General features: G+C 56.6%; 21 protein-coding genes. 15 read left to right on the top strand and 6 right to left on the bottom strand.

Annotated features, from left to right (window positions below):
- The first annotated feature begins 166 nt into the window (after positions 1-166).
- Positions 167-649, top strand: coding sequence for a bacterioferritin (bfr, locus tag QC816_RS17200; RefSeq protein WP_085918386.1), 483 nt, complete (start codon positions 167-169; stop codon positions 647-649).
- A gap of 99 nt (positions 650-748) precedes the next feature.
- On the opposite strand, the gene sodC is transcribed toward bfr, so the two are convergent.
- Complete coding sequence (gene sodC / locus QC816_RS17205) at positions 749-1,300, bottom strand: superoxide dismutase family protein (protein ID WP_085918387.1); 552 nt, start codon at positions 1,298-1,300, stop codon at positions 749-751.
- 185 nt (positions 1,301-1,485) lie between these two features.
- On the opposite strand from sodC, the gene QC816_RS17210 reads away from it, so the two are divergent.
- The 5 genes from QC816_RS17210 to QC816_RS17230 all read left to right on the top strand — a co-directional run bounded on the left by QC816_RS17210 (position 1,486) and on the right by QC816_RS17230 (position 6,376).
- Positions 1,486-2,256 (top strand): pseudouridine synthase, encoded by a 771-nt coding sequence (locus QC816_RS17210; protein WP_085918388.1) that lies wholly within the window; start codon positions 1,486-1,488, stop codon positions 2,254-2,256.
- A gap of 14 nt (positions 2,257-2,270) precedes the next feature.
- The gene (tcdA, locus tag QC816_RS17215) at positions 2,271-3,086 is read left to right on the top strand and encodes a tRNA cyclic N6-threonylcarbamoyladenosine(37) synthase TcdA (RefSeq protein ID WP_268901150.1); all 816 of its coding nucleotides are present in this window, start codon (positions 2,271-2,273) and stop codon (positions 3,084-3,086) included.
- A complete protein-coding gene (locus QC816_RS17220; protein ID WP_085918390.1) occupies positions 3,083-3,304 on the top strand; it encodes a DUF1653 domain-containing protein in 222 nt (73 codons plus the stop codon). The genes tcdA and QC816_RS17220 overlap by 4 nt, the downstream gene beginning before the upstream one ends.
- 75 nt (positions 3,305-3,379) lie before the next feature.
- Positions 3,380-4,288, top strand: a complete 909-nt coding sequence (locus tag QC816_RS17225; RefSeq protein ID WP_085918391.1) for an MBL fold metallo-hydrolase — start codon at positions 3,380-3,382, stop codon at positions 4,286-4,288.
- Positions 4,289-4,366: 78 nt separating this feature from the next.
- Positions 4,367-6,376, top strand: a complete 2,010-nt coding sequence (locus tag QC816_RS17230) for a RecQ family ATP-dependent DNA helicase (protein ID WP_264824549.1) — start codon at positions 4,367-4,369, stop codon at positions 6,374-6,376.
- 7 nt (positions 6,377-6,383) lie between these two features.
- Here the strand turns inward: QC816_RS17230 and zigA are convergent, their stop codons facing one another.
- The 4 genes from zigA to QC816_RS17250 all read right to left on the bottom strand — a co-directional run bounded on the left by zigA (position 6,384) and on the right by QC816_RS17250 (position 9,333).
- Positions 6,384-7,610, bottom strand: a complete 1,227-nt coding sequence (zigA, locus tag QC816_RS17235; RefSeq protein ID WP_309783626.1) for a zinc metallochaperone GTPase ZigA — start codon at positions 7,608-7,610, stop codon at positions 6,384-6,386.
- A gap of 112 nt (positions 7,611-7,722) precedes the next feature.
- Positions 7,723-7,998, bottom strand: a complete 276-nt coding sequence (locus tag QC816_RS17240) for a TIGR03643 family protein (protein WP_085918394.1) — start codon at positions 7,996-7,998, stop codon at positions 7,723-7,725.
- 170 nt (positions 7,999-8,168) lie between these two features.
- A complete protein-coding gene (locus QC816_RS17245) occupies positions 8,169-8,789 on the bottom strand; it encodes a class I SAM-dependent methyltransferase (protein ID WP_085918395.1) in 621 nt (206 codons plus the stop codon).
- A 193-nt stretch (positions 8,790-8,982) separates the two neighbouring features.
- Entirely contained in the window at positions 8,983-9,333 is a 351-nt protein-coding gene (locus QC816_RS17250) for a helix-turn-helix domain-containing protein (RefSeq protein WP_085918396.1), read from the bottom strand.
- A gap of 471 nt (positions 9,334-9,804) precedes the next feature.
- On the opposite strand from QC816_RS17250, the gene QC816_RS17255 reads away from it, so the two are divergent.
- Positions 9,805-12,627 (top strand): bifunctional diguanylate cyclase/phosphodiesterase, encoded by a 2,823-nt coding sequence (locus tag QC816_RS17255; RefSeq protein WP_309783630.1) that lies wholly within the window; start codon positions 9,805-9,807, stop codon positions 12,625-12,627.
- Here the strand turns inward: QC816_RS17255 and QC816_RS17260 are convergent.
- Positions 12,574-13,545, bottom strand: coding sequence for a helix-turn-helix domain-containing protein (locus QC816_RS17260; RefSeq protein WP_309783632.1), 972 nt, complete (start codon positions 13,543-13,545; stop codon positions 12,574-12,576). The genes QC816_RS17255 and QC816_RS17260 overlap by 54 nt on opposite strands.
- A 203-nt stretch (positions 13,546-13,748) precedes the next feature.
- On the opposite strand from QC816_RS17260, the gene QC816_RS17265 reads away from it, so the two are divergent.
- From QC816_RS17265 to aceK, 8 genes are all read left to right on the top strand, one after another.
- On the top strand, positions 13,749-15,161 hold the full coding sequence (locus tag QC816_RS17265; protein ID WP_309783636.1) for an ethanolamine ammonia-lyase subunit EutB: 1,413 nt from the start codon (positions 13,749-13,751) through the stop codon (positions 15,159-15,161).
- Positions 15,154-15,990, top strand: a complete 837-nt coding sequence (gene eutC, locus QC816_RS17270; protein WP_264824545.1) for an ethanolamine ammonia-lyase subunit EutC — start codon at positions 15,154-15,156, stop codon at positions 15,988-15,990. Before QC816_RS17265 ends, eutC begins: the two co-directional genes overlap by 8 nt.
- Positions 15,991-16,141: 151 nt before the next feature.
- Positions 16,142-17,578 (top strand): ethanolamine permease, encoded by a 1,437-nt coding sequence (gene eat / locus QC816_RS17275; RefSeq protein WP_085918400.1) that lies wholly within the window; start codon positions 16,142-16,144, stop codon positions 17,576-17,578.
- Positions 17,579-17,670: 92 nt separating this feature from the next.
- Positions 17,671-18,174 (top strand): CIA30 family protein, encoded by a 504-nt coding sequence (locus QC816_RS17280; protein ID WP_199284622.1) that lies wholly within the window; start codon positions 17,671-17,673, stop codon positions 18,172-18,174.
- Between the two features lie 151 nt (positions 18,175-18,325).
- Positions 18,326-18,709, top strand: a complete 384-nt coding sequence (gene pyp / locus QC816_RS17285; RefSeq protein ID WP_199284623.1) for a photoactive yellow protein — start codon at positions 18,326-18,328, stop codon at positions 18,707-18,709.
- Between the two features lie 92 nt (positions 18,710-18,801).
- Entirely contained in the window at positions 18,802-19,932 is a 1,131-nt protein-coding gene (locus QC816_RS17290) for an AMP-binding protein (protein WP_309783638.1), read from the top strand.
- Between the two features lie 36 nt (positions 19,933-19,968).
- Positions 19,969-21,537 (top strand): HAL/PAL/TAL family ammonia-lyase, encoded by a 1,569-nt coding sequence (locus tag QC816_RS17295; protein ID WP_309783640.1) that lies wholly within the window; start codon positions 19,969-19,971, stop codon positions 21,535-21,537.
- A 70-nt stretch (positions 21,538-21,607) separates the two neighbouring features.
- On the top strand, positions 21,608-23,359 hold the full coding sequence (gene aceK, locus QC816_RS17300; RefSeq protein ID WP_309783641.1) for a bifunctional isocitrate dehydrogenase kinase/phosphatase: 1,752 nt from the start codon (positions 21,608-21,610) through the stop codon (positions 23,357-23,359).
- Positions 23,360-23,385: the final 26 nt, after the last annotated feature.

The following is a 23,385-nucleotide window of genomic DNA, read 5'->3' on the forward strand; positions in this document are numbered from 1 at the left end:
TTAGGGTTATCTTTAGCAAATATATGATTTGCTTGAATTTTTAGTCCTCATCTCTATACTCCCAGTAAGGCTGGGAGTACGCCTTTTATGGCCAATACTCCTCCATTAACGTAACTGCTTGATAGAGCCTGCTAAACTATCAGCATTACAGCAAAAAGGTGACGTCATGAAAGGTGATCCGAAAGTAATTGAGCATCTCAATATTGCACTTGGCAACGAGCTGGTGGCCATCAATCAGTACTTTTTGCATGCCAAGATGTACAAGGACTGGGGCCTGCAAGCGCTGGCCAAGTGGGAATACGACGAATCCATCGAAGAGATGCAGCACGCCGATAAACTTATCGAGCGTATCCTGTTCCTTGAAGGCATTCCCAACCTGCAGGATCTCGGCAAGCTGTATATCGGCGAAAATGTCAAAGAGATGCTCGAAAGCGATCTGAAGATCGAGCACGATGGCCGCAACGATTACATCGAAGCCATTACCTATTGCGAGAGCGTTAAAGATTACGTTACCCGCGATTTGCTGCGCGACCTGCTCGCCGACGAAGAAGATCATATCGACCACATCGAAACCGAGCTTGGCTTGATCGACAAGGTGGGTATTCAGAATTATATGCAGCGCCAGATGCAGATGGCAGGCGACGAGTAATCGCTTGAGTTGAGCCAGCTTAACAGCTGAGCCAATCGCACAACGCAAAACGGGCAGCCATCATTGGCTGCCCGTTTTGTTTTTGGCTGTCTCTAAGCGTTATTCACTGTCGTCAGAGGCTTCTACGATGCCACAGCCCACGCGGCTTCCGCCGCCACCCAGTGCTTCAGGGTCATCCGAATAGTTATCGCCGCCTTCGTGAATCATGATGCTGCGGCCTTTTACATCCTCGACACTCAAGCGCGGCGCGAGGACAGGTAGAGTGGCGTTGCCGTCTTCATCGACGATAAGCACGGGTAAATCGCCCAGGTGGCCGTCGTCGTAGGGCCCTTTGTGGCTGCCTGTTTCTTCCGGGTCATAATGGCCCCCGGCATAAAGCCCCGCGGTCATGTGCCCGCTGTCGTTTTCCTGAGCCTCGCAGCTTGGGTTCTGGTGTACATGAAAGCCATGGGGGCCAGTCTCCAGATCGCTGAGGTCAGGCGTCAACAGCAGGCCATGTTCAGTGTCTTCCAGCGTGATGCTGCCGATGGACTCGCCGACGCCTTCGGCGCTGATTTTATGCATTCCTACATCCATGCTGTTGTTAGCCTGAGCAGCAGAGACGAGCAGTAGAGAGGCGGAAAGACCGCCGATTATTGCTGCATGACGCATGATGATGTCTCCTTTCCTTGTCCATGGAAATTTCGCGATAAGGTACTTCCTTAAAGTAGCTGCATGAGGGCTAAACTGCCAATCGTTCGTCCCGCGCTTTTCCCATCGCGTGGGTGACAACGCCGCGCCAAGCCGCGACAATGGCACTCTGCCATAGTGACTCGTTATGATTACCCAGGAGCGTTATGACGCCACTCAACATCCTCTATCAGGATGAGCATCTGGTTGCGGTACATAAGCCGTCAGGGCTTTTAGTCCACCGTTCGGCGCTGGCGCGTGGAGAAACTGAATTTCTCCTTCAACGGCTGCGTAATCAGCTTGGCAAACGCGTCTACCCGGTGCATCGGTTAGACCGGCCCACCTCAGGCGTGATGGTGTTTGGTTTATCCTCAGAGGTCGCTGCTCTGCTCAGCGACGCCTTTAGCGAACGTCAGGTCGAAAAGCGCTACCTGGCCGTGGTGCGCGGTAAAGCCCCGGAAAGTGAGCGCTTGGATTACCCGCTCCGGGAAGAGGATGGCACGCGCCCCAAGGCGGAAATGCCCGCGATGCCAGCGATGACGGATATTCGCCGCCTGGACAGTGCTGAGCTACCTGTCCAGGTCGACCGCTACCCCGTGGCGCGCTACTCGCTGGTCGAGGCGCGGCCACTGACCGGGCGGCGCCATCAGATTCGCCGCCATCTTTCGCGGCGTGGCTACCCCATCATTGGTGATGCCAAACATGGCAAAAGCGTCCACAATCGCTTTTTTGCCGAACAGCTAAGTGCTCCCCGGTTACTGCTGGCCGCGACCTATCTGGCGTTTGACCATCCGCTGTTCGACAAGCGCATTCAGCTTAGCTGTGCCCTGGATGACACCATGAGCACGCTGCTTGATTACCTGGGCTGGTCTGGCCACTTGCCGCTGGACAGCGTGCGGACGCCGCCTGTCGGCACGCCATCCGCCCTTTTAACATGAGCCTGGGAGATACTATGTCGTCTGCGGACTACGATTTTCGCTTCGGCGGGATTCGCCGCCTCTATGGTCAGCGTGCCGCGGATGTATTTCGCCATGCCCACGTGGTGGTCGTCGGCGTTGGTGGGGTAGGGAGCTGGACAGTCGAGGCGCTGGCGCGCTCGGGCATTGGCAAGCTGACGCTGATCGACCTGGATGATGTCTGTGTCTCCAACGTCAACCGGCAGCTTCACGCGCTGGATGGCACCATCGGCAAGCCCAAGGTCGACGTACTGGCTGAGCGCTGCCGCCTGATTGCCCCCGAGATTGAGATTGTCGCTGATACCGCCTTCGTCACGCCCGCCAATCTTGCCGAGCGCATCCCCGATGACGCAGATCATGTGGTGGATGCCATCGACAGCGTGATCGCCAAGGCCGCGCTCATCGCCTGGTGCAAACGGCGCAAAATCCCGATTACCGTGACGGGGGCGGCGGGTGGGCAAACCGACCCGACACGCATTCAAGTGTCGGATTTAACCCGCACCGAGCACGATCCGCTTCTATCAAAGGTCCGCTCGCGGCTGCGCCGGGACTACGGCTTCTCCCGCAACCCCAAACGGCGTTTCTCGGTGGAATGCGTCTACTCCGATGAACAGCTCATCTACCCCAGCGGCGACGGCGAAGTCTGCCTGCAAAAGCCCGGTAGCGGTGACGCCACGCGGTTGGACTGCGCTTCAGGCTTTGGCGCCGCCACTTTTTTAACCGGCACTTTTGGTTTTGTTGCTGCCTCAAAAGTGCTTGAGCGACTTGCCAAAAAAGCCAACCAGCCAGCGACTCAAAAGGAAGCTTTATGACCGCTCCCGTCCCCGGTATTTACCGCCATTACAAAGGCAGCCTTTACGAAGTTCTCGGGACTGCCCAGCACAGCGAAAGTGAAGAGCCGCTGGTTGTGTATCGTGCCCTGTATGGCGACTACGGTCTCTGGGTGCGCCCGCTTGAGATGTTTATGGAGACAGTCAGCAAAGAGGGCCAGACCCAGCCCCGTTTTGCGCTGGAAAAAGCGTTTTCGTGAGTGCTATTGCTTATATTCTTTAATCAGCTATCTTTATAACCTTTATTGAATGGCGTCAACATTGAGGATATAAGCATGAAGACCTTCGCGCTTTCCCAGCACAAGGGAGAAGGCACGCCGGATGTCGCCGGTTTTTTTGATCCACGCACCTTCAGCGTTCAGTACGTAGTGAGCGACCCTGCTACCCAGCAGTGCGCGATTATTGACCCGGTGCTGGATTACGATGAGAAGTCTGGCGCGACGGCGACCTTTAATGCGGACGAGTTACTGGCTTATATAGAGCAAGCAGGGCTTTCGGTCGCCTGGATTCTGGATACCCATCCCCACGCTGACCACTTCTCGGCGGCCCACTATTTACAAGAAAAAACCGGCGCGCCCACCGCCATTGGCCAGCACGTCACTCAAGTGCAGGCGCTGTGGAAGGATATCTATCACTGGCCGGAAATGCCCACCGACGGCCGTCAGTGGGACACGCTGTTTGCGGAAGGCGACACGTTTAAAATCGGTAAGCTGGACGCCCGCGTGCTGTATTCGCCAGGCCACACACTGGCCTCGATTACTTATGTGGTCGGCGATACGGCTTTCGTTCATGACACCCTTTTTCAGCCTGATTTTGGTACCGCCAGGGCGGACTTTCCCGGTGGAAGTGCCAAAGCGCTATGGGATTCCATCCAGCAGATTCTCTCCCTGCCCGACCATACTCGCTTGTTCACCGGCCACGATTATATGCCTGATGATCGAGAGCCCCAGTGGCAAAGCAGCGTCGCCGAACAGCGGGCGCACAACCCGCACTTGGTGGGCAAAAGCCAGGATGACTACATTGCGCTGCGCCAAAAGCGTGACAGCGAGCTCCCCATGCCTAAGCTGATTCTCCACGCGCTACAGGTCAATACCCAAGGCGGTCGCCTCCCGGAACCAGAGGCCAACGGCAAGCGCTACCTGAAAATTCCGCTGGATGCACTGGAAGGTGCGGCCTGGGAGTAACGCCCACGGATAGTCTGATGGGTACGTTTTACGGTAGGCTGTTGGCCAACTGTTTTACTTTTCCGCCAAGGAACGGTCATGTCCCCGATATCGCCGCAACAAACGCTCAAGGACGTCTTCGGCTTTGACGACTTTCGCGGTGGCCAGCAGGCGGTAGTGTCAAGGGTGCTGGATGGGTACACCACGGCGGCGATTTTTGCCACCGGTGCAGGGAAGTCGCTCTGCTATCAGTTGCCAGCGATTCACCTTCCGCACTTGACCCTGGTGGTGTCGCCGCTGCTGGCGCTAATGCAGGATCAGCTTTCCTTTCTGGCCCGTCATGGTGTGGCCGCAGCGAGTATTGATTCCACCCAAGACCGTGACACCACCCGTGACGTCATGGAGCGAGCCAAAAGCGGCGAGCTGAAAATCCTCATGGTCTCGGTGGAGCGGCTCAAGAACGAGCGTTTTCGGCACTTTCTACGCCAGGTGCGTATTTCTCTTATGGTGGTCGACGAAGCCCACTGCCTCTCTGAATGGGGGCATAACTTCCGCCCCGATTACCTCAAACTGCCGGACTACCAGCGTGAGTTTGCCATTCCCCAGGTGCTGTTGCTCACCGCCACGGCAACGCCCGCCGTTATCGCCGATATGCGTGAGAAGTTTGCCATCGCGCCGGATAACGTCATCACCACCGGCTTCTATCGTCCCAATCTTGAGTTGCTGGTGGCACCTGCCCTGGAGGATCGCCAGCAGCAGTTGATTGGGTGGCTGACACCGCAGATGCAGCCGGGCTTTGAGGCGCCGACGATTATCTATGTCACCCTGCAGCAAACTGCAGAGCAGGTGGCGAAAGCGCTGACGGCTCAAGGCATTGCCGCCCAGGCATATCATGCCGGGCTCGATTCGCAGCGGCGGGATGAGATTCAGGGGCAGTTCATGCGCGGGGAATCGCCCTGCATCGTGGCCACCATTGCCTTTGGCATGGGCATCGACAAGGGCAATATCCGCAACGTCGTTCACTATGACCTGCCCAAATCCATCGAAAACTACAGCCAGGAGATCGGCCGGGCGGGGCGCGACGGCCGGCCTTCCACCTGCCTGACCATGGCGGGACGCGATGGCTTGCGGGTGCTGGAAAATTTCGTTTACGGCGATACCCCCGAATACGCCGGCATTGTCCGCTTGCTGGAAGAGATCGCGGCAGCAGGTGGCCAGCCCGACCGCCAGTGGGAAGTGTTGGTTTTCACGCTTTCCCGCGACACCAATATCCGTTCGCTGCCATTGAAAACTCTATTAGTGCGGTTGGAAATGCACGGCATTATCGCCCCGCGCTTTGCGTTTCTCGCCGAGTATCGGCTGCGCTATCACATCGAACCCGCGGAACTGGTGAGCCGCTTTGAGGGCGAACGCGCGGCCTTTGTGCGCCTTATTGTCGATAACATCCCCATCGCCCGGACCTGGGGAACGGTGGATTTTGAGCGCCTGCACAGTGCGGGGCAGGCCCAGCAGATTGACGCCTCCCGTGCCCGCGTGATTGCTGCGCTTGAGTACTTTCAGGATAAAGGCTGGCTGACCCTGGAAGGCAAGCGGATGACCGACGTGTACGAGGTGCTTCAGCCGAATTTTGCCATTGAAGCGCTGGCGAGTCAGTTAATTGACGAATGCCGACATCGGGAACGAATTGAGATTGAGCGGCTACAGGCCATGCTGGCGCTGTTTGAATCGGAAAGTTGTCTGACGCGGCGGCTGGCCGAACACTTTGGCGATAGCACTTTTGAAGCACCACCCGAGACCGAGCAGGGCCGCTGCGGGCACTGCTCGGTGTGTTATGGCCACCCCGTGCGACTGCCGGATGCGCCGCCGCTGCCCGCGCTAAGCGATGCTGATTTTGCGCGCTATGCCAGGCCGCTGATTGAGCGCCACACCGAACAGTTTGGTAAGCCGCCTAACGCGCAGCGGCTGGCGCACTTTCTGTGCGGCCTCACCATGCCGATATTCACACCGCTCAAAGCTCGTGGCCTTAACGGCTTCGCGGTTTTCGAACAGCGGCCCTACCCGGACGTGCGCCAGTGGGCTGAAAGGCATTTAGGCAATGCCGACCACTAACGACATGTCATTCCCAAGCAGGGAAGGGGTCGGGTAGCGTCTTCCACGCTTCCATGCCTTCGAGTAACTCTGCTTCACTCAGCAGGCAATCATCCAGCGCTGCGCGCATTTTGGCTTGATCCAGACTCTGGCCGATAAATACCAGTTCCTGGCGCATGTCGCCAAACGGTTCTTGCCACTTGTCCATAATAAACTGTCGTGTTTCTGGGTCGTCCGGCCATTGGTCTTCAGGAATGGCTTTCCAGAATACGCCGGCCATACCGTGGTGGGCGATACCGCCTGCCTGGCTCCACTGGCCCGCGTAGCGCGGGCGGGTCGCCAGCCAGAAGAAGCCTTTCGAGCGTAGCAGGCCGTTACCGAACCACTCCTGATTCAGCAGGTCGTGAAATTTTTGGGGATGGAAGGGGCGGCGGGCATGGTAGGCAAAGCTGCCGATGCCGTACTCTTCGGTTTCGGGCACGTGCTCACCGCGCATCTCTTTCAGCCAGCCGGGTGCCAGTTGTGCGCGCTCAAAGTTGAACTTGTCGGTGTCGAGCACCTTATCCAGCGGCACGTCGCCCTGGGTAATCGGCACCAGTTCAGCATCGGGGTTCAGCGAGCGCAGAATGGCTTTTAGAGCGTCCAGCTCTTTGTCGCTAATCAGATCGGTCTTGCTGATCAGCAAGACGTCGCAAAACTCAACTTGATCGACCAGCAGGTCGGCCACGTTGCGTTCATCCTCTTCACCCATACTTTCGCCTGCTTCGGCCAGGCTTTGCGCTTCGCGGTACTGCTCCAGAAAATTTGCCCCGTCGACCACAGTGACCAGCGTATCCAGCCGCGCTAGGTGGGAAAGGCTCTGGCCGCTTTCATCTTCGAACGTGAAGGTTTCCGCCACGGGCAACGGCTCGGAAATGCCGGTGGACTCAATCACTAGATAATCGAACTTGCCTTCCCGGGCCAGTTGGCTGACCTCTTCCAGCAAGTCTTCACGCAGGGTGCAGCAGATGCAGCCATTGCTCATCTCGACCAGCCGTTCCTCACTGCGATTAAGCGCCACCTCGCCATCCAGCGTCGACTGGCCAGGGCCGCCGCGCACCAGCGCGCCGTCGATATTGACCTCGCTCATATCGTTGACGATGACCGCCACACGGCGACCTTCACGGTTGGCAAGAATATGATTGAGCACGGTGGTTTTGCCAGCACCCAGAAAACCCGAGAGCACTGTCACGGGTAAAGGAGAAAGCGCAGTCATTACCAGGTCACCTCTAAATGATAGTATGTTATGTAATAATATAACAAAAAAGAGGTGGCAACAGAAAGATATGTTTCTCTGGCGTCTACATGAAGCTCTTCATGAGCAGCAATCAGCGCTTATATTGCGTTGGGCAGTAGCCGCGTAGGACATCCGGTGAGCGCAGAGCGGTATGTTTCGTCGCGCGGCCGGTGACCCGTTTGCGCCAGAGGCGAAATGAAGCCGGTTTCAGCTGGTGGCGCATTACCTCGATTACATCGGGTTCGGCAAGACCATAGAGCGTTGCAATGGCTTCAAATGGCGTGCGGTCTTCCCAGGCCATTTCGATGATGCGTGACTGTTCATCGTCAGGTAGGCGGCGAAACCGTTTGACGGCAGCTTTGGGCATGGCGATACCTTTTTGAGTTTAGGGAAAATGTAAGTGCGTACACGCGACGAGTGGCGGCGTTTTATGGCGATCCAGCGCAGAACCTGGAAAAGAGCGTCAGCCCGTATGGTAGGCGAGGGTGTTGGATGGCACCAGTCCAACCGGGCGACATAGCGTCGCAATATAAGGTGTCATTCGGGTTTGGCGGCCAACAGGGCACGAAACAAGCCGTTCATCAGGACCGGTTCGTCGTGGCGGATCTGGAATCCGGCCTGGGTAAGCAACGGCTCTGCTTGGCGGGTAATATCGGTTGCGAGTGCAGACGTCACTATATTGACAAGACGTCGACTAGCACCTGCTGGCTGGCCGTCAGGCTGGAACTTGTCCATCACGCATAACTGACCGCCAGGCCTGAGTACGCGGTAAGCTTCAGCCAGACCTTGCTGGGGGTTGGGCATGACAGCGAGCAGTAAATGCATGATCACAACGTCGAAATGCTCGTCCGGATAGGTTAGCGCTTCAGCATCCATTACGTGGCAAGTGACATCGCGCTGATAGCGATGAGCACGAGTCTTGGCGCGCGTGACCATGGCGGGTGTCAGGTCGGTTAAATGAATCTCCAGCTCACGAGGTATAAAAGGAAGGTCTAACCCAGTGCCAGCCCCCACCAGCAAGACGCGCATTCCAGGTTCCCAGTCCACCTGACCCAGCGCCACCCGCCGAGGCCTGCGAAAAGCACGACTCGCAATGGCATCGTATAGTGGCGCATAGGCGGTATAGCGTATACGGTTCCAAACGGTGGTGTTGAGCATCAATGCCCTCACTGGCATGCAGCGTTGATCAATCATCTATAGCACGAATGAGTAAAGGTCACCAACAAGGGTGGGGCTTCGGGAAGGCTCGATCTTGCTTTAATTTTATGAGGTCATTGTTTAAAGGCTGATGGTCAGTTTGTTTTTTTAATATAGTTTTATGAAGCTTTTCTTATTTTTAATCGGCTTTAATTTATTTTTTATGATTAAAACGGTTGGTTAGATTCTCGAGAATATCGAGTAACAGCTGGCGGTCACTTGTATCGAGTGGTGCCAGAAGTTGCTTTACCCGACTGGACTGGTCGTCCAGGTGAAAGCTGGCTTGCCCTAATAACAATGCGGCCTCGCAGTTGAAGATTTCTGCCAGTTCCAGCAGCCGAACGATGTTGGGGATCACCCTGCCACGCTCTATCCGCGACACGGCCTCATTGCCAATGCCCAAGCGTTCAGCCACTTCTTCCTGGGTAAGTTGACTGCGAATCCGCTGCTTGGCAATTGCTCTGCCAATGTTGCTAGCTAGCCGTTTCTGTTCAGTTTTGTTCACAGTGCCCTCCGTATAGACCTAAATGGTTGAGGATCAACCTATTGACATGAAGGACTGTTTGGGTTGAATATCAACTTTTTAGGTTGATGTACAGCAGGATAGAGAGTTTTTGATAGCAACGTCTGCAGGGGAAATAGGCAGATGAAAAATTTAATTTCTTTGATCATTTAATTAAAAGTAAGTTGGGTGTTTTTAGTTGGTTTTTTTAGGGGTGAGTTGAAGCTATTTTCGCGTTTTCATAAATGGAAGTAGTTGATTAGGTGGGCCTTAGCTGATGCCAAATTAAAGGCAGATTTAGACGCACAGCGGGTGTAGGCCCTGCCGTTGGAAGCGGCGGGTCGTGGTTTATAACGTAATACATGAAATTATTTACTCTACTAGCGAATGGTTCAGGGATGATCACACTGCAGCCTTATACAGCCTTTGGCGAGCAGACGTGGCGTACCTGTCGGATTTCAAGGCGTTAATATCATGTCTTCTACTAAGGCTCCAGTGGTTTTTGGGCAGTTGGCTGACAGCTTGACCTCTGTCACTGAAAACGGGTTTTTTTATCACTTGGTAAAAGCGCTCTCGGACATCCTGTGCGTTGACCATGTGCTATTGGCACGCTTTGATTCTGAGCGTGGTATCGCAACCCCTTTGGCCTTCTGGACCCATGGGGCGCCCAGCGAGCTGGATACTTACGCTGTAAAGGACACACCCTGCGAACAGGTCGTTATGCTAACCCGCTGGCGCACCCTGTCGGGTGTAAGCGACCACTTCCCTAATGACGCACGGCTGGGTGAGCTATCGGCGGAAGGCTATTGGGGCATGGCGCTACAAGCACCCGACGGCACCTGCATGGGGGTGCTTGCCATCATGCACTCGTCACCTCTGGTGCTGCCTGCCTACGCTGAAGAGATCTTGCGAGTCATCGCGATACTGGGGGGAACCGAACTTGCCCGCCAACTCACCCAGGATAATGTTCAAGCACGGTTACGCAGAAAGAAAAGAGCACTGCAGCTAATGAATCGGCGTCACGATTTATTAATGCATACCGGTAGCGAACAACATTTGTTGCAGTCAGCGTGCTGCCTGGCGGTGGGCATCGGCGGGTACGCTGGCGCCTGGGTTACCGCGTTAACGCCTGATGCGGGATCAGAGGAGGTTTTATCCATAGAGGCGATGGCGGATGAAGACGGTGAGGCCGCTTCCTGGTTGAGCCCCGCTCAGCTCTTTATTTCACGTTACTGCAAAGGGCTGGCCGAGAGAGCGCTGCAGCTTAATCGTCCTGTCGTCATTGAGCGCCCCAATGATGAAACATTGCCTTTGGGGGTTAATCAGGCCCTCAGCGTGCTGGGAGCCGAACAGGTGGTTGCCTTGCCGCTTCAGTATGCCGATAAGCAGTACGGTGTAATGACGCTTTATCATCGACAGTCTGACAGGCTTAACGTCGAAGAAATGCAGTTGCTGGAAGAACTGGTCGATGAACTATCATTAGGGATCTATAGCCGTCGGCAAAAACAAGCGGAAGCACGTATCCAGCATGCGGTCACCAGAATTGCGACGGCCGTCTCCGCCAGTAGCGGCGAGGCGTTTCTTCATCAACTCACGGTACACATGGCCGAGGCCTTATCGGCAGAAGTCGGGTTTATTGCGCTGCTGGATGAGCAAGATACTGATTTCGCATGTACATTAACGCTGTACGTAGAAGGCCAGCTTCAGGATAATTTTACCTACTACCTGCCTGGGGTGCCTTGCCACAAGGTGATGGTCCAACAGGAATGCATTGTTCATAAAGATGCTGCCTTCATGCTTCCCGGTGAAACGAAGGGGGCGCTGAGTTGGGTAAATGGGTATGTAGGGAGGCGCTTGGATAATAGCCATGGTCAACCCATGGGGCTTGTTGGCGTGATGTTCAAAGAGCCGCTGGCCGAGGTGGAGATTGTACGTAATGTGCTGCAGATATTTGCAGCCCGTGCTGCGTCAGAGCTGGAGCGCCAGGAAGATGAAAGCCGTATAAGGCAACTGGCCTTTAATGACACGGGTACCCAATTACCCAACCGAGCGGCTTTCATGCGCCACTTAAAGCATGTGCTCACCGATATACCGGCTCCGGGCCTGGCACTGTTAATTCTGGACCTTAATCATTTCAAAGAGATCAATGACACCGCCGGGCACGATTTGGGGGATCTCGTCCTTAAAGAAGTGGCCAGCCGCTTGGCGGCATCATTGACGCACAACGAGTATCTGGCACGGTTGGGCGGAGATGAGTTTGTTGTGGTCTGCCCTGCTCGCGATGAAGCCGAAGCCCTGGCAAATGCACGGCGATTGTGCAAGTGCATCGAGGATCCTTTCAGCATCTACCAGCAATCCTTCGAACTCACGGTCAGTGTCGGCATATCGCTCTCCCCTCGGCATGCAACAACGCCTTTGGACCTTCTTAAGGATGCCGACATTGCCATCTACCAAGCCAAGCGCCAAAAGCTGCCTGTTTGTGTCTTTGAACCGTGGATGGAGTGCGAAGTCGCTGAGCAGTTGCAGATAGCCAAACGGCTGTCCAATGCCATTACAGAAAAACAACTGCGTCTGCATTTTCAGCCACAGGTCGACCTTCGGAATGGAAAGTTAATCGGCGCTGAGGCGTTATGCCGTTGGCACGATGAGGAACTTGGTGTCGTGTCACCTGGCAAGTTTATTCCCATTGCCGAAGACCGTGGCATGATGGTGGCGCTGGGCAACTGGGTTATAGAAGAAGCCTGTCGGCATCTGGCGCAATGGCACCAACAGGGCCTGTGGCTACCGGGGCAGTTGGCGATCAACATTGCGGCCGACCAGTTTGAAGACGGTGATCTGGTAAGGTCACTATTGGACTACTGCCAGCAGTTTCAGGTGGAAGCCTCAATGCTCAGCCTGGAAATCACCGAAAGCGGTATCATGGTGAATCCCGAAAAGGCCATAGCCATGACCAAAACCCTGAAAGGAAAAGGGTTGGGATTGGCGATTGATGACTTTGGTACAGGGTATTCGTCGTTGGCCTATTTAAAGCGTTTTGCCGCCGATAAAATCAAGATTGATATTTCATTCGTTCGCGACATGCTCACCAGCGACAATGACCGCGTTATAGTCGAGACAATTATTGCCATGGCCACCACCTTGGGGCTCGCAACGATCGCGGAAGGTATTGAACATGCCTCCCAGGCGGAAGCACTGCTGGCGATGGGGTGTACCCAGGCGCAAGGCTACTATTTTGATCGGCCGCTACCCGCCGACCAGTTTGCTGAACGCTGGCTTGTGGGCGCTCAGCGTTTGTGAGGGACATTCACCAAACTGTTGCTTGTAGTCATGGGCGAACTGACCCAGATGCCAGAACCCCCAATAAGTGGCAATCTCGGTCACCGACTGATCAGGGGCTGCGGCCCGCAATGCCCGTCGAACCCGGTTGAGCCGGGTAAGGCGCAGAAACTGCAGCGGGCTGATGCCAAGAATGGTGGTAAAGCTGTATTGCAGCGTGCGCCTGCTGACATGGGTCAGTTCGCACAGTGCCTCCATGGTGACCGGTCCTTCCAGATGTTCGTCGACGTAACGCTTAACGCGGTCGACGACTTCTTTTCGATGCGCATAGCTGGGTGGTGCTTCCTGGCAAGGCTTTTCCGCCTGCAGTAATTCAAGCAGAGCCATCAAAAAAATATCTCGATGCAGTCGTTCGGCAATGGTGCCTTTCGGGTTAACCACTAACTTTTCCAGCAAAAACGTAACGGCACTCAGCGTGTCATGCGCCACATGGCGGCGTGGTACTTGCTGCCATCGCTCATCCAGCTTAATACCCTGTTGCGCTGCGGCGGCGTTCAGCGTGGGCAAGTCAACCACCAAACCATAAATATCAAACGCATCTGGGGTGACGAGTTCAAAGTCGTGGCCGCCTGGTCGACACATGACCTCATCGACATTCAGCGCTTGTCCGTTAATGCGTGATCCTTGTGTTAATGGCGGTATGCCAATCCACAGCGAGTTGGGCCACACGCAGCAGTCTTGACGCAGCGCTTGGCCGGTGTGCTCTTTAAACACCTGCATACCGGTCAGCTCGATTTCATCCAGCCGACCGTAGAATCGGCCAGGGCTTAACTGGTCGTATTGCTGTTGCCAGCGCGTCAGGTTGTTGGCGTGCTCATCAGCATCAAACGCTTCCTGAATGCATCTTTTTGGTGCATGAGCGCTGCCAGACACGTCCATGATCAACTCCTTTGTGGCTGCTTAAGGACGTTAATTGCCCTGTTTTTTACGTACCTGTTTGTTTTTGTTTGGATTATCGAGAGTGTGGTGAGTTTGCCAAAACTCGATACTTCCCATTAAGGGTTAGCGCTAAGGTAGAAACAAGCAAGTATTGTACCTTGGCGCTTTTTTATAGCGCCTCATTCCGCCAAAAGGAACGCTTTATGGCACAAGCCTATCACTCCACGGTGGGGAGCCGCAGCTACCGCTTTGCAAGCCTGGCCGAGTTAATGGCCAAAGCCACGCCGCCCCGTTCCGGTGATCGCTTGGCCGGGGTGATGGCGGAGAGTGCCGAAGAGCGCGTAGTTGCCCAAATGGTGTTGGCCGAGCTGCCACTCAACACCTTTTTGAACGAGGCGTTGGTCCCCTATGAAGAGGACGAAATCACCCGGCTGATTGTCGATGACCACAACGCCGACGCTTTCGCGCCTATCAGTCACCTGACCGTGGGCGACTTTCGCAACTGGCTGCTCTCCGACCACGCCACCAGTGAGGTGCTAACAGAAGTACGCGCAGGCATTACTCCTGAAATGGCCGCCGCTGTCAGCAAGCTGATGCGCAACCAGGATCTGATTCTGGTCGCCAAAAAGTGCCGGGTCACCACGGCTTTTCGTAACACCATCGGCCTGCCGGGTCGGCTCTCGACAAGGCTCCAGCCAAACCACCCCACCGACGATGTCACCGGCATTGCCGCCAGTATTCTCGACGGGCTGCTCTACGGCAGCGGCGACGCGGTGATCGGCATCAATCCGGCCACTGATAACGTCGCCCAGAGCGTCAAGCTGATGCGCCTGATGGACGAAGTCATTCAGAAATATCAGATCCCTACCCAGTCCTGCGTGCTTACCCACGTCACCAATACGCTGGAGGCGATTGAGCAGGGTGCCCCGGTTGATTTGGTGTTTCAGTCAATAGGCGGCACCGAGGCGACTAACCGCAGCTTTGGTTTTGACTTGAGCACCCTGGCGGAAGCGGAAGCGGCGGCGCAGTCGCTTAACCGCGGCACGGTGGGGCGCAACGTGATGTATTTTGAAACCGGCCAGGGCAGCTCGCTCTCCGCCGATGCCCATCACGGGCTTGACCAGCAAACCTGCGAGGCCCGCGCCTACGCGGTGGCCCGCAAGTTTAATCCGCTGTTGGTCAATACCGTGGTGGGCTTTATCGGCCCTGAATACCTGTTCGACGGCAAGGAGATCACCCGGGCGGGGTTGGAAGACCACTTCTGCGGCAAGTTGCTGGGCGTGCCCATGGGCTGCGACGTTTGCTATACCAACCACGCCGAGGCCGATCAGAACGATATGGATAACCTGCTCACGCTGCTCGGCGTGGCGGGCTGCAACTTCATCATGGGCATCCCCGGTTCTGACGACATTATGCTCAATTACCAGACCACCTCCTTTCACGACGCGCTCTACGCGAGGCGGGTGCTGGGGCTAAAAGCGGCGCCGGAGTTCGAGCGCTGGCTTGAAGACATGCAGATTTTCCAGGATGTCAGCACCCACCGGCTCAACGACCAGTTGCCTGCCGCCTTTGCCAATAGCCTGCGCCACCTGCCACAGGAGCCGCGACATGGTTGATAAGCCGACAGCGCCCATCGTCGTCGACAACCCCTGGGAGCGCCTGAATGCGTTTACCGACGCGCGAATTGGACTGGGGCGCGCGGGTGTCAGCCTGCCGACCAGCAAGCTGCTGGCCTTTCAGCTCGCCCACGCGCAGGCCCAGGACGCCGTTCATACCCCGCTGGATGTTGATGCGCTTGCCACTGAGTTAACAACCACACCTGAGGTGTCAGAGGCGCCCATACGCTTACATAGCCATGCCCAGGATCGCGCCATGTATCTGCAGCGGCCTGACTATGGCCGCCGTCTCAACGATGAGACCCGTGCGCAATTACAGCAGGCCGCCGCCTCTCAGCAGCGCTATGACCTCGCGGTAGTGATTGTCGATGGACTCTCTGCGCTGGCCGTGCAGCAGAACAGCGTGCCGTTTCTCAGCACGCTGTATCAGATGTTCAACAGCGATGTTGCGGATTGGCAGCTAGCGCCGTTGACCATTGTCGAGCAGGGGCGGGTGGCGATTGGCGATGAGATTGGTGCGCTACTGAACGCTGACGCCGTTCTGGTGATGATCGGTGAACGGCCAGGGTTAAGCTCGCCGGATAGCCTGGGATTGTATATGACCTGGGCGCCGGAACCGGGACTAAAAGATGACCGGCGTAACTGTATTTCCAACGTGCGCCCGGCGGGTTTGCAGATCGAGGAGGCCGCCCGGCGCTTCTTTCTACTTTTTAAAGAGGCCCGTCAGCTCAAGGTGTCGGGGGTTAAGTTGAAAGATCGTAGTGAAGACGATGTGCTGGAAGGTGACGCCGCATCGGGTTCAATACGCAACTTTCTGGTCGCTGATTAACGACCTTGACGAACGGCAGCAGCCGTATAACAGCAGACGTATCACAACAACGACGTAATCATTCTCCAATAACAATATGGAACGCAGTAAGCAGCACATAGCAAAGCACGCCGCTGACGACACTTTCGTTCCACACCATGAGGGCAAAACGATGACACAACCATCAGTTGATCAGGCGTATTTGGCAAAACGTCAACTGCGTAAAGGCACCGCCGGCTGGATGCTGCTGGCGGGGTTAGGGGTTTCCTATGTTATTTCCGGTGACTTTGCAGGCTGGAACTTCGGTATCGGCGAAGCGGGCTGGGGTGGTTTTGCGATTGCCGCCTGCTTGATGGCGTTGATGTATCTTGCGCTGGTGTTATCGCTTGCGGAAATGTCCGCCGCGATACCCGCAGCGGGTGGCGGTTACAGCTTTGCCCGCCAGGCCATGGGGCCGGCCGGTGGTTATCTCACCGGGCTTGCGGTATTGATCGAATACGCTCTGGCCCCGGCGGCGATCGTGATTTTCATCGGTGCCGCGGTGGAGTCATTACTGGGCATTAACGGTCCGCTGGTGTATCTGCTGTTTTACGCCGTGTTTATCGGTATTCACCTGGCCGGGGTGGGTGAAGCGCTGAAAGTCATGATGGTGATCAGCGGCTTGGCGGTTTTCGCCATCATTGCCACCGCCGTGGCGCTGATCGGCAATTTTGACGCCGCCAACCTGTTTGATATCGCCCCCACCGATGCGGCGGGCGCGAGTACCTTTATGCCGTTTGGCTGGTACGGTATCTGGGCGGCGCTGCCCTTCGGCATGTGGCTGTTCCTGGCGGTGGAAGGTGTGCCGCTGGCAGCGGAGGAAGCCAAAGACCCCGCTCGGGATATGCCCAAGGGTATTATCGGCGCGATGCTGTTTCTGCTGTTCACCGCCTTGTTGGTCGTGGTGCTGCTCGCCGGTGCGGCGGGCGCCGAGATGATCGGCCAAAGCGGGGTGCCACTGGTCGATGCCCTGAATGCAGCGGGCAACCCAATGCTTGCCACCCTGGTTAACATATTGGGACTGGCCGGTCTGATCGCTTCCTTCTTCTCGATTATCTACGGCTATAGCCGTCTGGTATTCGCGCTTTCCCGTGCAGGCTATATTCCTAAACCGCTATCGCTTACCAGCGAACGCAAAGTGCCCTATCTGGCGCTGATTGTGCCCGGTGTGTTTGGCTTCTTGGTATCACTCAGCGGCGAAGGCGATCTGATTCTTGGCATGGCAGTGGTGGGAGCGACAATCTCTTACGCGCTGATGGCGCTGAGCCATATCATGCTGCGAGTCAAACAACCGGATCTGCCGCGGCCTTATAAAACCCCTGGCGGCGTAGTGACCTCGGGCATTGCATTGGTGCTCTCGCTTGTGGCGCTCACTGGCGTATACGCCTTCGATCCCCGCGCGTTCAACTACACCATTGTGCTCTTCATTGCCGGGGCGGCCTACTATTTCCTCTACAGTAAAAATCATCTGGTCGCGAAAACCGCGGAGGAGGAATTTGCGCTGGTATCCGCATCACCTGAGGAACTGGACGCAGACGAACCCGCACCGGTGGCTGCTGCCAAGCTGTAAGCAAACCAGCGATTAAGCTACTGTAACCAAGGCCCCTGGCGGTATGACGCCAGGGGCTTTTTCTTACTCACGAGCCGTTGAGAGGTGATCGTATGACGCTGACCTTTAATGATCCCAGTGAACAGCAGCGCTGGTACGCCGTCGATGATGGCGTGATGGGCGGCAAATCCCGGAGTCAGTTCAGTGTTGTTGACGGTGAGGGGCGCTTTCATGGCGAGGTATCGCTGGAAAACGGCGGCGGTTTTGCCTCCGTTCGCCGCGAGCCCCACGATTTTGAATCAACGCTGGCGGATGCCCGTGGCATAACGCTAACCGTGCGCGGCGATGGACGCACCTATCAACTGCGCCTTAAAAGTAACTCCCTGGGCGATGCGTCCGCTTACCGGGTGACGTTTATGCCGCCTCAGGACCACCTCGAGATACTGCACTTTCCATGGTCCGCCTTTGAAGCCGTGCGGCGTGGAACGCGGTTAAGCGACGCGCCATCCCTTAAGCCATCGGACCTCACCCAGGTGGGCTTCTTGATCGCCGACCGAACCGCAGGGCCTTTCTGCTTGCAGGTGACGCAAATGACGGCATTACTCGATGAGCACTAAATGGGGGCGCCGTCATTAAATAGTATTAGTTGATTGCCTTGGGTGGCGGATACTGCTAGCTTCAAGGCTCCGCATACAATTCTTGTATATGTTTTGTAGGGTGCGTGGTGAATCGACATACATTCGAAGCGTTCAATCTGGAGGTGTAGTGATGGCAATGGAAATGGTTCGGTTTGGTGGCGATGATATTGAAAACTCGCTGGCGAAGATGGATGACAAAAAACTGGATGAATTAGCCTTCGGCGCCATTCAGTTGGATGCCAGCGGCAAGATTATTCAATACAACGCCGCAGAAGGTGGCATTACCGGTCGCGACCCCAAAAGCGTTATCGGCAAGAACTTTTTTACCGACGTGGCGCCCTGCACGCAAAGCAAAGAATTCCAGGGACGCTTCAAGGAAGGAGTCAAAAACGGTGACCTGAACACCATGTTCGAATACGTGTTCGATTACCAGATGACCCCCACCAAGGTAAAAGTGCATATGAAGAAAGCCATTTCAGGCGACACTTACTGGATCTTCGTCAAGCGCCTGTAACCCTTCCGAAAGCCGCCTTCATGTCGTCAAGCGCTCAGGCGGCTTTATAACAAGCAAACCGGACGCTACTGGCGTTGTTAAGGATTCTCAAGATGCCTCAGTGGCTGAACGAAGCCGATTGCAAAGCTGTCCTGCAATCATTGCTGAGCGCGGAGTTGGCTGCCTATCGAGGCTCCCCCGCACCGGACTGGCAGTCTCCTCCCGCGATTGATTCACTCGAACGGCTACACCTGGCTGCCTGCGTCAATGAATTCTTCTGTCTACACGAAACGGGCGTTGAAGATCGCCTACTGATGACCCAGCACGTAGATGATTGGGCCTCTTTGGTGGCCCAGGCTGTTTCCGACACCTCGGGGCTGACGTTCAGAACCTCGGGCAGCACCGGGGCGCCCTCTGCCCATCTACATCGCTGGGACGCCATCGAGGCGGAGGCGCATGCCCTGGCGCAGCGCCTTGTCTCGCAGGGGACTCTTAACCGCGTGATTCGCTGGCTGCCCTTGCATCACCTCTATGGTTTCATGCTCGGCGTGGCGTTGCCGGGGGTGGTGGGTGTGCCGCGCATCAGCGTTGATGCTAACGCATTGCCCTCGCTATCGCCTGGCGATCTGGTGGTTACCGTTCCACCCCGCTGGGACTACCTGGCCGTCTCGCGGCGCGCCTGGCCGGACGCGGTTGTCGGCGTCTCGTCCACCGCGCCGCTGGCTGCCGAGACCCCCGAGACGCTGCTCCAAAACGGGCTAAGTGAGCTGCTGGATATCTACGGCAGCACCGAAACTGGCGGAGTGGCGACCCGCTGGTATCCGGAAGACGCCTACCAGTTGCTAGCCCATTGGCAGCGCCTTGATGCCAACCACATTCAGCGCCTGGGTGGCCAAACCGCCACGCCGCTGCTGGACCACACTCGCTGGCTAGACGATAACACCTTCACGCTGCAGGGACGCCATGACGATGTCGTGGCGATTGGCGGCGTCAACGTTAGCCCTGGCCACGTCGCCGGACGTCTGCGCGGTCTGGCAAGCGTGGCTGACTGCGCCGTTCGCGCTACGGAGTCCTCTGGAAGGCGGCGTTTGAAAGCCTTTGTGGTGCCGGTGGAAGACGAGAAACACGCCGCCTCCGAGATCGCCCAGGCCATCAGCCAATGGCCTGCCGCCGAGCGCCCCGTGGCTGTTACTTATGGCGATGTCTTACCCACCAATGCGATGGGCAAGCCCAGGGACTGGTAATTCCGCCAGAAAGGCTTCATCACAGGACATATGACTATGGACAACGGACGTCGCTCGCTTGAAGAGATTGAAAAGATCGCCCTGGGGCGTCGGTCGCTTGCTATATCGCCACAGGAAGAGCGCGCGGTAGCCAAGGCCCACGCGTTCCTGTGCGAGGCTATCGACCAGCGGCGTCGAATCTACGGAGTGACAACCGGGTACGGGCCGTTAGCCACCACCAACGTCGATCCCAGGCAGTCTGCCTTGTTGCAGCAGAACCTGGTTTATCACCTGTGCAGCGGGGTGGGCGAGCCGCTATCTCACCAACATGTGCGGGCAATGATGGTGGCGCGATTGACCAGCCTGGTGCAGGGGCACTCTGGCGCCAACCCTGTGCTCATCGGCCGGCTGCAAGCATGGCTGGAGGTCGATATGGTGCCTGAGGTGCCCGCGCAGGGCACCGTTGGCGCTAGCGGTGACCTGACTCCGCTGGCGCATTTGGCGCGGGCGCTCAGTGGAGAGGGGCGTGTAAGCCTTCGTGGCGGACGCTGGGTAGCCAGCAGCGATGCCCATAACCAATTAGGCTGGAAGCCATTAGTGCTACAGGGAAAAGATGCCATTGCTCTGGTTAATGGCACTTCGGCCACGGCGGGTATTGCCGCTATGAATGCCGTGGCGTCCCAGCGGGCTTTAAAGCTCAGCACGTTGCTGGTCCTGCTTTATGCCGAGCTGCTGGCAGGGCACCGTGAGGCTTTTCATCCCGCCATCGGAGAGCTGCGTCCCCACCCGGGCCAGAGTCAGTTGCATCGCTGGCTATGGTCGCTTTCGTCAGACAGTGGCGCTTTGACTCCCTGGCAGCCGAGGCCCGAGTTGCTGCCGGACATGCCCGGCAGTATTGAACAGCATCGCCCGTTACCTCAGGATGCCTATACACTGCGTTGCGCCCCGCAGGCCTTGGGAGCGGTCTGGGACGTGGTCGAACAACACGCTCAAACGACGCGTATCGAACTGGAGGCCGTCACCGATAACCCGCTACTTTTCGCCGAGGAAGATATCGTGCTGCATGGCGGTAATTTCTTCGGTCAGCAGTTGGCGTTTGCCAGCGATCATCTCAACAACGCCATCATCCAGATGGCGCTGTACAGTGAGCGGCGCATTGCCAGAATAACCAACCCCTTGACGAATAAAGGGTTGCCTGCGTTTATGCAGCCGCTGGATACCGGGTTGCACAGCGGCTTCATGGGAGCTCAGGTCAGTGCGACAGCGCTGGTTGCCGAGCTACGCAGCCAGGCTATGCCCGCCTCGATCCAGTCGATTCCCACCAACGCCGATAACCAGGATATTGTCCCGCTGGGGACTATTGCCGCGCGGCGTGCGAGCACTAGCCTGGAACAGCTTTATCAGGTGCTGGCGATTGAGGCGTTGGTGATGGTGCAGGGCGCCGAGTTGAAGAACATGTCGTCGCTCAGCTTGGCTTCCCGGTCCCTGTGTGAATGGGTTCGTGAGCTTGCGGCACCGCTCGAACAGGATCGACCGCTTGCGGAAGACATTGCCAGGTTGGCAAAGGCGCTGGCTGACCCGGATCAGGTGGCTCCGCTGACAGCGCTTCTGGATACCGAGGGCTAGTCACACCAAGGTCGCCTCGCATGTAGTATCCGGTTACGCCAAGCTGGTCAAAACGAACAGGAGTCTAGCCGTGAAACTATCTCCCGCGTATCGCCTAGCGGCCACTATTCTGCACGGCTTTGACGAGTACCGTGCGCGCTTCAAACAGATTACCTTCGACGCCAGCCGCCGCTTTCGCGAGGCGGCATGGCGCGATGCCCAGCAGGCTTCGGCGTCGCGTATCAATCTCTACGGCGAAAAGGTGGAGGATACCCTCGGGCGTTTGCGGCGTACTTTCCCCCAAGATGTACTGGTTCACTGTGAAACCTGGGGCGAAGCGCGTCACCACTATGCGGAATTGATCAGCCAGCGGCTCGATTACGAATTGGCCGAAACCTTTTTCAACTCACTGTTCTGCTCGATTTTCCAGCACCGCCACATCCGCAATGAATGGATGTTTGTGTACAGCTCCCGCGACGATGCTGCGCATCGCTCGGGCATTGAGCTCTGCCGTCGCTACCCGGTGAATGGTGACTGGCCAAGTGCCCTGAGGTGGGCGCTGGAAGAAGCTCCGTTCGATAACCCCTTTGCCGATCTGGAGCTGGATGTCGAGCTTGGGACAGCGTTACTGGAAGCCCAACTGCCCGCGGCGATATGGCAGGCCGACGATGCTCAGATCGAGCTTTTGAAAAGTGTGTTCTATCGCAACAAAGGGGCTTATCTGGTCGGTCGTATCCTGGGCGGCGGCGAGCAGGTGCCGCTGGTGTTGCCGATCCTCCACGGCGAGGGCTTTGGCGAGCAGCAGGGCGGCGACCCTTGCCTTCATCTGGATACGGTGCTGACGGAAACCGATGAAGTCTCGATCATCTTCTCGTTTACCCGGGCCTATTTTCAGGTGGATGTGCCGGTACCAGGGGAGTTCGTCCAGTACCTGAAACAGCTGATGCCCCACAAGCCGGCGGGAGAACTCTACGCCGCCATCGGTTTCTTCAAGCATGGCAAGACCGAGTTTTTCCGGGCGCTCAATCAGCAGGTGGCCAAGCGCGAGGACCAGTTTATTATTGCCCCCGGGGTGCGCGGCATGGTGATGGCGGTGTTCGTGCTGCCTACCTTCCGTACGGTATTCAAGATCATCAAAGACAAGTTCGATCCGGCCAAAGACGTGACCCACGCCGTGGTGCGCGAGAAGTATCGGCTGGTCAAACGGCACGACCGGGTCGGCCGTATGGCGGATACCCAGGAGTTCTCCAATTTCATCGTGCGCAAGGATCATTTCGATCCGGCGTGCCTGGAACATCTGCTGGAAGTGGCGCCCTCGACGGTCTCGCTAAAGGACGACAAGGTCATCATCAAGCACTGCTATACCGAGCGCATGATGACGCCACTGAATATTTACCTGGAGGAGTGCAGCGAGGACGAGCGGGCCACGGTGCTCAAGGATTATGGCAATGCCATCAAGCAAATGGCAGCGGCGAATATTTTCCCCGGGGATATGCTGCTCAAGAATTTTGGGGTGACCCGTCACGGTCGGGTGATTTTTTACGATTACGATGAGGTGTGCTACATCACCGAGTGCCGGTTTCGGCACATGCCGAAAGGCCAGGGGGTTGATGCATCCAGCTTATCGATCGGCCCCAACGATATTTTTCCCGAGGAGTTTGGCCCCTTCATGTTTGCCAATAAAGTGCTGCGCGATATGTTCATGGACCAACACCCCGAGCTCTTCGACCCCGACTACTGGCTGGAAGTACAAAAAGCGATTCGCGATGGCCGGGTCATTGATGTCTATCCGTATCGCAACAAGCAGCGTTTCGCGGGTACCGTGGGCCAGCTGGTATATTAGAAAGAACACACTAGTCAATCACGACG

Source organism: Vreelandella janggokensis (assembly GCF_031451615.1).
Taxonomy (GTDB): Bacteria; Pseudomonadota; Gammaproteobacteria; order Pseudomonadales; family Halomonadaceae; genus Vreelandella; species Vreelandella janggokensis.